Raw genomic sequence first — 11,736 nt, 5'->3', positions numbered from 1 at the left:
GCTTTTTAAATGTTACGACCTCTTTGTGCTTTGCATCGATGTCTTCGGTAAGCAATAAGTCCATGTCAGATTCTACCGATGATCGTGGCGGGTGGTGGTTTAGGTAATCTCCTGATTCCATTTGGGTGTTGATCTTTATGGCACTTACCAATAGCTTCTTACATTTTTTTGCCCACGGCGATTTGTACTGATCGTCAAAATAATTGAGTTCTCTAAGTAGATGTGCCAAGCAGATTTGGTGTTGCCAAGCACCTGACTTAAAGTGGCTTTTCCAACAATCGCTTACCAGAGTAGCGTTGGGAAAACCTTCGGGGAAGTTTTTTTCAATAGTAGCGAAGCCTCTATTTGGCGAGGCCGTAATAAATGTCAATGTAGGATTTTGCCACGTCCACATCCATATTTTTTTACCATCGACCTTTGCGCCCGTTTCGTCGGCTCCCACTACTTTGCTTTTTGCAATTCGCTTACGTAGTTCTTCGTAAACTGGGAGGGCTCTTTTGGTGAGTCTATCAATGATGCCGTGCAAACCACCTTCACTTACAGGGAGATTTAGCACATCATTGAACAGTTCTTTCATACGTAAAAACGGCAAATACTGACGCGTGTGCAAGTACCCCACCAAGCTTTCCACGACCGGCCCATAACTTATCCTTGATAGGGCCTCAGCAGGATATGTTCCACTTGTAGTATGTCCACATGCACACTGTTTTCGGTAAATACGGTGCTCGGTATATACGGGTTTAATAGGTGGTATATCGGCGACTTGTCGCTGTCCGGCCAGCTCATAAGGCAGCTTTGAGAGGTCTATTCCACATTTGCCACAATAGCAGGGTATGTAATCTATGATGTGGTCGGGGTTTTCCGTCATTTGCAAGGTGTTCCCCTTGCGCCCGTGTTGACCGCCGGGTTTCTTGTTAGATTTCTTGCGCAGACTTTTTGTTTTGAGTGGTCGATTCTCGTCTTTAGATGGTGGAATCGAACTGTTGCGGCTGTTTTTAGGATTTTCATAGCGCGATAGCCGCTCTTTCAAATCTGCGTTTTCGGCTGTGAGCTTTAAGACCTGGTCGGAGAGTATGGACACACGCTCGGCGAGTTTGTCAACTCGTGCTAATAAATCGCTAATCTGCTGATCTTTGTCCAAACTTAGTTTCGTTTCTACAAAGATGGAGTCCGAGATCCGGTTCACAAAGAATCCCAACACCCTTTTACCACCGCGTTTCTAACAGATGTGGATAAACACGTCGATTTTCGAAAATGAAAACCCATCCAAACCCGTTTCTGTTGATAAAGTCGGGTTTCGGTCTGATTTTTCTGTATTATTGGGGTACTGATTAGTTACAAAAGATCTAATACTTTGTCTATTTGCTTTTCGGGAAGAGAAAGCTAAATTATAGGACTCACTTGTTTCTTCCATACTCAGAAATATTTGTCGTATTTCCGATCGACTTAGTCCTTCCAATTCTACTTTAGAAGAGTCAGAAGGACTTTGGGCAAGCAAGATGGGTAGAGCTTGCAGCATTATCCACGAAAGAATGAGCAGTTTTTTCATCGTCATCTTTTTAATTGCACCCAACGGTTAGTATATGAAAAGTAGGCGATTACGAAGCACGAAACTTTCGGTTAAGCACAAAGTTTGATACGAGCCAAAAGCCTTCAATTTACTACTGTTTCGCCTATTTTTTATATACATTGTTATGCCCTTTTTTCATTTTTAAAGTTCGGTTTGTGGCGTTGGCAAAGGCATACTCTTTTGTAATTTTCGGTTTGTGTGTCGGCTGATGCGAATTGCAAATGTGTATGGCTTTAGCGTTGGCATTTTCTAGTATCATTTATTCTTGATTCATTTTCCATAGTCCTCTATTGTTTTCTCTTGCATCTCGTTGGTATTTCACAAAATCGTCTGCGTATTTTACATTTGGAGGAACGGTCATTACCATTGCATATCCATTTTTCACTAAGTCTGCGTTAACAAATGTTCCATCAAGCAAATACACGTATGCAAGCGTTCTACCATATTGGTCTAAGCTGTCAACATCATATTCAAGTCTTACACTTTGTCCTTCAAATAAATTAGACACGTAGGCTTTTGCTTCTTGGCCATAATAGCCTTTTTTCTTTTTAAAAACATTTCTTGATTCTGGAGCATCAACACCAATCAGCCGAATTTTAACTCCTTTCTCAGAACCATCATCAGCCCAAAATGTATCACCGTCAACGACTTTGGTTACTTTTAACGACCCATCCTTATTCGATAGCTCAATTTTTTGTATTTCTGCTTTCCGATTGCCACTATTTGAGTTGCACGAAACAACTATTAAAACTAAAAGGACAAGCAATAAGTTTTTCATCATTCTAAAGTAATTTGACCGTTATTATAATCTATTGTTATTTGGCCAAATTGATTTAAAGCTGATTGACCCAAAAGCAATGGTGCAGATGTATTATGTATGATTGATGCTTTCACATTGTACAATACCTTATTCCCAATTTGCACGGTTTTAAGATTGATTATTGAACCTTCTGAAATACTCCCATCAGCAATTTGGTACTGTTGAACACCGATAAAGTCATTTTCTGTTAGCGTTCCTTGTCTGTATAAAAAAAGAGCTTCAACCTCGGAAATTGTTATATCGGACGCACCTGTATCAAAAATAAAATCCATATTTGAACCATTTACTATAGTAGGAACCAAGTAAACTCCGCCTGATTTTTTCATTTTGATAACATTCTTACCGCTGAAACTTTCTGTTCGTTTTTTTACTGAACTGGCATTTGGTGTCTCATTTTCGGAAACAGGTTTACGCCTACCCGATTGAGTACAGGCAGATATGAGTAAGAAACCACAAATAATATACGTTAATCCTTTGATTTTCATTCTAATTTTATTTCTCCAATTTTCGGAACGATTTGAATTAATATTCGTTGATTTTTAACCTCTTCGTTCACAGGGAATCTTCCTATTCCACCTGTTCCTGAACCTGCAACCTGAACTTCACAAACCGATTGGTCGGGCATTATATTTTCTCTTTGCCATAGCTTCATAACTGCCCAAGCTCGCTTGTAGCTTAATGGATAATTATCTTTGAAATTATCGTTTGAAGCCATTCCTTCAATAATTACTACGTACTTAATATCCTGTTGTGCATATTTACTTTTTAAATTACTTATTAAATCTTTAATAGATACACCAACATCAATTAGATACTGTTCGTAATTTGGTTTGATTATATCTTTACCTGTTTCGAACTCGATATTCTGAACAAGAGAAAACCGTTTGTAAATAGAATCATATTGAAAATAGTTTTGTGGCAATTCTTTTACCGCAGCTTGTATTTCTTTTATCTTATTTAATTGCTGTTCAGTTGCTCTTTGTTGATTGGTAAGCTTTAGATAAGTTAATACGTATAGCACTAACATAATGAAAAACAAACTGGTCATTAGATCAGCAAAACTAGGCCAAAAAAATCCTGAACCTTTTCCCGTCATACCTTACTCTTTTTAGACTTGAAAAGGTTTTTAACAGAAGATATAACATCTTTTTTATTCTCAATTTGCTCTAGTACAACTATAGCTTTCGCCATATTTTTATTAAGGTCTTCAATTGTTTGCTTAAGCCTTTCGCCCTGAGAAGCTGAACTGTCTTTAAATTGGGAAACATCAGTTTTAAGAGTAGCCAAATGTTCAAGATTGACCAAATTCGTTTTGCTCTCGGATAAAGCGGTTTTTAAAGCTTCAGTTTCATCAATTGTAAATTGTTTAACTGCTTCACTTGAATTTTGAATGTGTTCTTTGAGTTCTTTAAATGTTTCTGAGATGGAATGTCCAACGTCAGCAACTGTATTTGATGTAAATTCTTTATGTTCTTCTAATTTGTTGAAATGGTCAGAAAGAAATGTCAAAAGTTGCTGGCTCTGATTTAATTTACTATCGAGATTGTCCGCAATTGTTTTAAAATTATCTGTTCTCGCTAAAAGCTCGTTCGACTTGGTTACAATTAGCTGTGAATTTTCGACAAATTGTGTTGTATTGGATAGAAAAGCATTAAACTTCTCAAACTTGCCGACTGATAAGTCTAATTGTTTTAAAACAGCAACATTGTATTTTGTCATTTCCGAAACCTTCGCTTTGTCTAGTGCATCAAGTAATTCTTTTTGCTCTCTAATCGCACTACGGTTTGAATCAAACACTCCTGTCAAGCCTTTGAGGTTTCTTGTAAATTCAGTATTAAATTGTAACAGGTTTCTTTGAAGAGATTCCAAGGTTGAAGCTAAACCTTGATTGATTATTGGGAGAAGTTCAATTTGAACAAAAGTGTAAAATTCATTCTTTCTTGCTTCGCTGAAACTTCTTGACCCCTTAAAAACCCAACTCGAATTAATGATTGTCAGCATTAACCCCATAAAACTTGCAATCATTGCGATTTTAACACCTCCAATAAGCATTGCAATGCCTTCATCGAGTATTTTACCTGTCTCCTCTGAACCGAGTCCTGCACTTATACCTAAATCTGGCATATTGAAAAGTGCAATCACAATCCCCATCATTGTACCCATTAAACCCAAATATAGCGGTGTACCAACAGATAAGTTTATATCTTCTTCTACAGCATCAGTATTTCGCTCTACAATATCCTTCATCAGATTAAAATCGGAAGAAGCACCTCGATTTCTTATGAGATAATTATTTACCGAAAACAATATGTTTTCAAATATCTTATTTGGCTTTCCGTCAATTTCAATAATATTTACTTCTGTTGTTTCAATATCATCATCGTGTAACTGTGAGTTATTAAATAAGTCAACATTTTCAATTTCTTCAATACCTTTCTCAAAACTTTGTTCTGATTGCGCATCTTTATAACTATCAATGTTTTCTAAAAGCTCTTTAGGGGATAAGCTTTCAAGGTCAGAAACAGGAACATTCACTTTTGTAACGAACAATGAATTTATGCTTGGAATAATTCTTTTAAAAAGACGGATTTTAAAAAAGGTACGAACAAAAACCAAAAGCTGAATCGAAACGATAACACATACTAGAATAGTTTCTATAAACTCAATCTTCATAACGAATTACAGCTTTAGAGTTAATAATCCATTTTCCATTTTGTAATTCGGCTTCACCCATTTTAATTGTAGAAATTCTCGTTGACTTTGGGTTAAACGCATTTTCTGCATCACAGACAGGGTCAATATTTTTATCGGGATACTGCAACGCTAACTTGATTGATGTTTCTTTTTCGTCAATCTGAAATTTAGCATTAACGCTTCCTGTTTTTGTAAGTCTGTAAATACTCGCACCATCTCTATAAGTATTTGATGCCGAACTTTCATTGAAGCTTCCATCTGAATTTGGGGTTGACAAGAAAAGGGTTTCAATTTTTGGTTCGGGCTGTCTAACTTCCTGATATGACCGAGATGTTGTTTGTATTGGTGCAGGTTCAGTCAATTTATGGATTTGGTTGTTCAGCTTACTTATTTGAGTTTCTAAGTCTCTAATTCTACTATGTAAATCTCTTATTTCAGAAGTGTTTGAGTGATTTCCTTGTGTATTTCTATTGAAGCTATTCTGTGATTGGACAAAATCTTTCAATCTTTTGCTTTCTAAAATTTTAGGCAAAAGTTCTTCGTAATTATTTCTTTTTCTCAAAGCTAAAAACGAAGCTAAAATGCCTAAAATGATTGCAAGAAGGATTAGGTAATCTGAAAGACCGCCTAAGATACCCGACTTTTCTTCTTTGGAGTTTAGATTTTTTTCTAGCGTTCGAATTCTATCATCAAAATCTGCAAGTTTACTTTCTGATTCATTTTGAATAGAAGTATTTGTTTGAACATTTTCCTGCAAAACCGCTTCCAACTTCTGTGTTATATTTTCTGTATAGTCAGAAAGCTTTCCTTTTTGATTTAGTTGACTTTTAAAATCAGTTAAAGGCTTAGACTGGTCAAAAGTGGCATTCAAAAGAAAATCCAAAGTATGGGCCTTGTTAAATGCAGAAATATCTTGACTTTTCAATTTCTGAACTTCATTTGAAATTTCAATTGTTTTTGGCTCTGTTCCTGGAATTGAAGATTGTATTTTTTCAAAAGCAGGGCTATTTTCGCAGTTACAATTGGTCTTGAACTTAGCAGTAACTCCGCTGGTTGGGCTTAGAACAGACAATGAATAATATACAGATTGATAATTGAGAATATCGACTGCCTTTTCATATGATTCTTTTGTGACCTGACCATAAGAGAGGCTATAAAGAAATACCGCTGAAAATAATAATATAATTCGTCTTTTCATTTTTAGCTATTTATTGGCGTTAATTGTGATAGATGAGAAGATAGGTTGTTGATAGCACCAATAAGTGGATAAAAGAATAGAGTTTCTTCTAATTCTTTATCTTCTGTTCCAACATTATCTAATTTTTTGTTGAACTCTAATCCTTCTTCTAAATAATCCCTTAGATGTTTATTTAATTCTTCCTTGAACACTTCCATCGATTTTTCAGAGACATTGAAATAATCATTGAAATTGAACTGATTATTTAGGTTCAAAAAGAATGAATTGAATTTATTCACATAGGAAACGATATCTACTTTCGTTTTCTCATTTAATAGGTCATAAGTGAGCTTATCAATGCCTTTACTTTCAACACAAGTCAACGTTGATTTTATGTCACGAACATCAAAAGCCAAATCTTCAGGGTCGAGCATTAAACCGCCCTTACAAGTAACTTCTTTAGGCATTTCTTTTTCAGTTTCAATGGTTAATCCATCGGAATCAAAACTTCCCTCATATACACTTTCAAAAATTACTTTTGAAAATTCCGAAAGAATTTTACGATCAGGAGATATGATATTCAACACCTTTGATCCCGTCCCGCTAAAAACTAAATGCTTTGGTAATTCAACCTGTTTTTGCTTCATTAATTCAGCAATGTGAAAAATGATGGCTGCATAGAAATAAATAAAAATGATTTTCAGGTCTTCATCCTTTGCTAGAAGTGAATTGTATGAAAACAATTTTTTGTCTTTAATCTTGGGATTGTCTTCAATAGAAAAGAATAATGCGTTTAAATCTTCCGTTCTGTTTTTTTCCTTAATTGAAGAAAGCACCTTTGACAAATCATTAAGCTTGTTGGCTAAAAGAAGGCTCTCAAAATGTGAATAATACTTACTTATTAAACCATTAGAGTTTGCAGCACCATATTCACTATATCCATCACCGAAGATAGTATTTGCAGCAAACTTGAAAGATGTAAGAAGTAAAGGTTTATTTTGCTTGAAAATAACAACATCTGTTGTACCGCCACCAATATCAATTGAAACCACAGGTTTAAATGCGCCTCCTTGTAGTTTATTGGTTCCTTTAAAATAATAGAAAGGAGCTAAAGATTCAGATATCCCTATTGCTTGTTTTTCAGGATTAAAATATTCAGTGAATAATTCATTCCACGTGCTTTTTAAATCTGCTATCCTGGCTGGTTTCATACTAGAAGGATAAAACCAAACTAATTGAGTTGCAGACAAATTTCCTTTATTAATAATGACCTTATTTCGCATAAGCATCATTATCTTTTCAAAAAATGCTCTGACTCTCTTTTCATTGCCAATTTCTTTTTTGGCCCATTTTAGATTAGTTTCTATCTTTCCTTTTTCCGGTCGATGTCTTCGCTCATAAATAAAAGGGATATTGAAGTCTGCTAACGAAAAAGTCTCAGTTTGGACATTTAAAGAATGGCTTTCAGCAATTACTGTTCTATGAGGGAACTTAAACTCAGAATCATTTCCAATTAAATTAGGAATAAATTCCTCTTCAACAAACTCCTTAATTGCAATATTACCCGATCCACCTAGAATTTCTTCGCTTCTTTTTGTTTGTTCAAATAATGTAGCAATTTGAATATCATTTGAAGTAATATCAAATGGTTTCGGTGAACCATCATCAACTTTGTACTCAATGTGCGTGTTGGTTGTTCCGAAATCAATAGCAAAACTAAATACTGAATTACCTTGCTGATACGATGGCCAATTTGGGATAATTATTCCTGATATCCCTCCTGATAATAAATTCTTAACTTGGATGAAATCAAATTCCTTATTTAGCACGTAATATTGTGATTCAGGCAATAAATTACTTGAGTCTTTCTTGCTCCTTATTTTCCTTGCTTTAATTTCGATAGGATCCTTTTCAATGTTTGAATAGAATTTTAAGTCATAGTGTGCATTTTTTAAAACTCCTGCCACATCTCTATCAACTAACTGTATCCTGTAATAAGGTTCAATGTTTGGATCATTTGTTTTTGTGAAGGGGAATATTGTGACTCCAAACTGATGCTCTACAATTATACCTTTGTTCTTTTCTTCATCTGGTTTTCCAAGCTGGTTTTCGGGAGACTGGTAATAGGTTCTTTCAAACGAAATAAATTCACCTTCTTTCGCTATTGGGATGCGCAAAACAACCTTTACCGAACCCGCAGCACCCTGAACCATTTTTATTTCGGGTTTGTTTGGTAATGAGCTTATTAAATCATCCGAATTGAAATAATCGAAAAACTTTTGCTTTAGTGGTAAAATGAAACCTTTAGAATCGTTACCTACTTCAGTATTTACATTCCCATCAAAAAATTTATCCTTGTTAATGGGATAAACCAAACGGATTAAGTACGGTTCCAAAAAATCGCTAACTGTAAGGTATGGGTACTGAATACTTATTCCTGGTAGCCGTCTTTTTTCTAATACGGTTTCATTATCAATAAAAGGTACTTGAATAGAATTATCCCAACTATCATTTACATACCTAAACGCTTTATTAAGATTATTTTGCAGCACAAGCGGTTTTGTTTCGCCTTTGTACTTTGTTGATTGAATAATAAAATCGCTTGATTGGATGGAATTAATTACATCTTCCTTTTTTCGCTTACGCAGCGGGACTCCAATGACTTCAACTACATCACCTGACAGGCCTGTATCTAATTCAGCATAGTTCGACTTAAAATCAGCTATATCCAATTTTTTTATCTCTTCATAAAGTATGTTATTGACTCTATCTAGAATTTTGAGATTCTTATCCAAATAATCATTTAATACAGTTAGTCGTTGTGATAAAATTGGATTAGCTTTAAAAAGAAGATAAAAGTACTTTTGGAAGTCTGCATCTCTTTCATATAGTGGCGCATAGGAGTTGTCAAAAGTTACGTCATTTTTTGTGAATGTGATTTGAGCGTGGGACAAATCATTTGCCGTAGCAAAAAACAGTGTGGCAGGTGAGGTGCAACCAATTATTTTATGATTGTATTCAATAAGGTAGAGTCGATTAACCAAATCAAAGTTGTATGATTCTTTATCTTGGTCAAGATAAAGTTCTAAAGTTTCAGCAAGTTGTCTGTGAGCTATTGAACCACTTTTTAGCTTAGCTAATTCAGTTTCTCTATCCCAAACAATGATTTTTATTTTATCTTTAATACTATCAATGTTGAATAATAATTCTGCAAGATCTAAAGCATCAGAAACTAATTTCTCATCGTCTTTACCCGATACTACGTTTCCATCTTTGGTATATGCTTTTAAATCAGGGGATTTAGTAATATTTCTAAAGGCAGTTTTTACCAAATCAATTCTTGCAAAAGGGCTTGGTATTGCGGTTGGTAGCGAAATTTCACTGCCGCCTTCAGGATCTTTAATAGATTCAATTTCTTTATCTGAATAAGCGTCAGATGCAAACCAATGCTGACCGCCTTTTTTTGTGTAGCCAAATATTTTGCTCATATCTTTAGTTTTTTAATCCGAATTTGGAGGTAAGAATTTCTTCCGTGGTATCATAAAAGAGTTTAATCAGTTTCTGCGATGCAGAACTATATGTTTTCCCTTTTCCTTGTTTGCTCAGCTTGTTGTCCATTGATGGAAAATCAACTTTAGATGAAAACCAACCGCTTTTAACCGTTCTTCCTTCTATTAGTGCCTCAATAGAAGAATCGAGGTTAAAAGGAGAAAATCCTCTTTTGTTATCAGCCATTTCCTTTAGCCAATCAGCAAACGAGGATAGAAACTCTGATAGGTTTGTGCGGTAAAAAGTATCGTCAATGAATTTTTTGTTTATTTCTGGGGAATCATTGCTCCAAGCTTCTTTTTCTATAGCATTGCTCAAGTGTTCCGTGAGGTACTTCCTAAACAGCGCTAACTGAGAAAGTCGCATTGCAATTTTTCTTTCCGTATAATCCTCTAGGTCAGAAAATTTGATGTCAGCCGAATCTTTGCGAATACCAAATTCTTTATAAATAGGCTTTAATGCTTTTCCTTCTGATGTTTCTAAATCACTATCCGGTGTTTCCAAGAAATCAATAATAGCAAGGGCAGACGCCATTTCTACAAAATGGGCATCATTCTTTTGTCCGTTATCTCCTGGGTCATTTTTGTATGGCTTTCCGCTATAATTATCTGCGATGTAGTACAATGAATTTATGGAATTATTGCCCGTAACATTATCCTTGTAGTAATATAATGCTGCTTTGGTTTTGGCTATAAAATCAGATTTCTGAATTGGACTATCGCTATCTTTTTCAATATTGAAATATGGTAGAACTGTCACCGCTCCAATTTTTGCATCTTGCAAAAATCCCTTGCCATCAATATTGCGATTATTCATCGCATCTCTAATGTTTTTTAATATTGTTGGAAATCCTGCCGCTCCTGTACCACCAAAAATTGAACTAATAATGAATACTCTGTCATCTTCATTGAAATTTGATGCAAAATCCTTAAATTCCTGTGAATCTTTAACTTGATTCAAAACTATGCTTCCAATATTAGGATTACCTACAAAGCCAATATCCATTTCTACGTCTAGCAGATTTACTTCTTCGTGCCGTTTATTAATAGATTTTCCTGAAAACAGAATGTCTGCTAATGCTTTATTAGGTTCGTCCAACTGACTGAATCCAATATATTCACTAAATTTTCTACCGCCTACTTCTTGTAAATTAAAAGTAAAGCTCCCTGACAGTCGATTTTGTGATGTTGTTAATCTATCAAGCGTTGTGATTTTCGTGCTGAAAAATCCGCTATCTAACCCTGCATCATTTGAAATGGTCTGATAGTTTCCAAGCAATCTTTCCGTGCGTTTTAAATCTTCATTGGATTTATGGGGGTCAATGATAATCGGGACAATTTCAAAATTTTTGTCTGAATTTGGTTTTACTCCCGAAGCTAGCAGCATTGTAAGAGATTTTAAAACCCTTGACCCTGTGCCTCCTATTGCAAATATGTATAATCGTGCCATTGTATTTTTCTGTTTTAAGGTTTCCAAAATGTTGTATGACTACAATTGATTCCTAAATTTCTTGGATACTTGAATGAAGTAAGCAGAATGAAAAGAATAAAACTCCAAATTGCATTCGAAAGTCCTAGTCCAATACAATCTGATATACCTATATTATCCTGTGTGCAATAGTCACCTGCTTGAATTGTGTTATTCATAATAAGAAAAGCATTTAGAAAATTAAAAAGTACGACTATAGCCGCTACAATCCACCAATGATGCTTTTTATTAAATTTAGAACTATCTATAATATGGTATTGCAATACATAGGAAGCTATAGTAATTGCTACCATTGACCATCCAATGATTACATACCAAGGTGTGCCGATATAACCGGTACAGGTAATGTCCCAACCTCTCATTAATTCAGCCATATCCTTTGAATAAAATGGATTAGGGCCAAACCATTCGTATAAACTAGCAAAGAATTCTTCCATA

10 protein-coding genes are annotated in these 11,736 nt (G+C 35.0%); all 10 read right to left on the bottom strand.

The genetic code is table 11. The features are described 5' to 3' along the window. Window positions 1–1,141: IS66 family transposase (locus tag G3O08_RS18035; RefSeq protein ID WP_163286856.1), on the bottom strand; the 1,141-nt coding region annotated here is incomplete at its 3' end. 78 nt (window positions 1,142–1,219) lie between these two features. Continuing rightward, on the bottom strand, window positions 1,220–1,549 hold the full coding sequence (locus tag G3O08_RS18030) for a hypothetical protein (protein ID WP_163286855.1): 330 nt from the start codon (window positions 1,547–1,549) through the stop codon (window positions 1,220–1,222). A 280-nt stretch (window positions 1,550–1,829) separates the two neighbouring features. Continuing rightward, window positions 1,830–2,351: a thermonuclease family protein gene (locus G3O08_RS18025; RefSeq protein WP_204336931.1), complete on the bottom strand. Its 522-nt coding sequence runs from the start codon at window positions 2,349–2,351 to the stop codon at window positions 1,830–1,832. Then, window positions 2,348–2,875: a retropepsin-like aspartic protease family protein gene (locus G3O08_RS18020; protein WP_163286854.1), complete on the bottom strand. Its 528-nt coding sequence runs from the start codon at window positions 2,873–2,875 to the stop codon at window positions 2,348–2,350. Before G3O08_RS18020 ends, G3O08_RS18025 begins: the two co-directional genes overlap by 4 nt. Further along, entirely contained in the window at window positions 2,872–3,486 is a 615-nt protein-coding gene (locus tag G3O08_RS18015; protein ID WP_163286853.1) for a hypothetical protein, read from the bottom strand. Before G3O08_RS18015 ends, G3O08_RS18020 begins: the two co-directional genes overlap by 4 nt. After that, window positions 3,483–5,063: a hypothetical protein gene (locus G3O08_RS18010; protein WP_163286852.1), complete on the bottom strand. Its 1,581-nt coding sequence runs from the start codon at window positions 5,061–5,063 to the stop codon at window positions 3,483–3,485. Before G3O08_RS18010 ends, G3O08_RS18015 begins: the two co-directional genes overlap by 4 nt. Then, window positions 5,053–6,282: a hypothetical protein gene (locus G3O08_RS18005; RefSeq protein ID WP_163286851.1), complete on the bottom strand. Its 1,230-nt coding sequence runs from the start codon at window positions 6,280–6,282 to the stop codon at window positions 5,053–5,055. Before G3O08_RS18005 ends, G3O08_RS18010 begins: the two co-directional genes overlap by 11 nt. 2 nt (window positions 6,283–6,284) lie before the next feature. Continuing rightward, window positions 6,285–9,749 carry a cell division protein FtsA gene (locus tag G3O08_RS18000; protein WP_163286850.1) on the bottom strand — a complete coding sequence of 1,155 codons (3,465 nt, stop codon included), beginning with the start codon at window positions 9,747–9,749 and terminating at the stop codon, window positions 6,285–6,287. Between the two features lie 4 nt (window positions 9,750–9,753). Continuing rightward, the gene (locus G3O08_RS17995) at window positions 9,754–11,286 is read right to left on the bottom strand and encodes a hypothetical protein (protein WP_163286849.1); all 1,533 of its coding nucleotides are present in this window, start codon (window positions 11,284–11,286) and stop codon (window positions 9,754–9,756) included. Beyond that, the gene (locus G3O08_RS17990) at window positions 11,274–11,735 is read right to left on the bottom strand and encodes a hypothetical protein (protein WP_163286848.1); all 462 of its coding nucleotides are present in this window, start codon (window positions 11,733–11,735) and stop codon (window positions 11,274–11,276) included. The genes G3O08_RS17995 and G3O08_RS17990 overlap by 13 nt, the downstream gene beginning before the upstream one ends. Between the last annotated feature and the right edge of the window lies 1 nt (window position 11,736).

It is taken from the genome of Cryomorpha ignava, assembly GCF_010686655.1.
GTDB classification, from domain to species: Bacteria; Bacteroidota; Bacteroidia; order Flavobacteriales_D; family Cryomorphaceae; genus Cryomorpha; species Cryomorpha ignava.
Note: the sequence above shows the minus strand (reverse complement) of the source record. Positions and strands in the feature narration are given on the sequence as shown.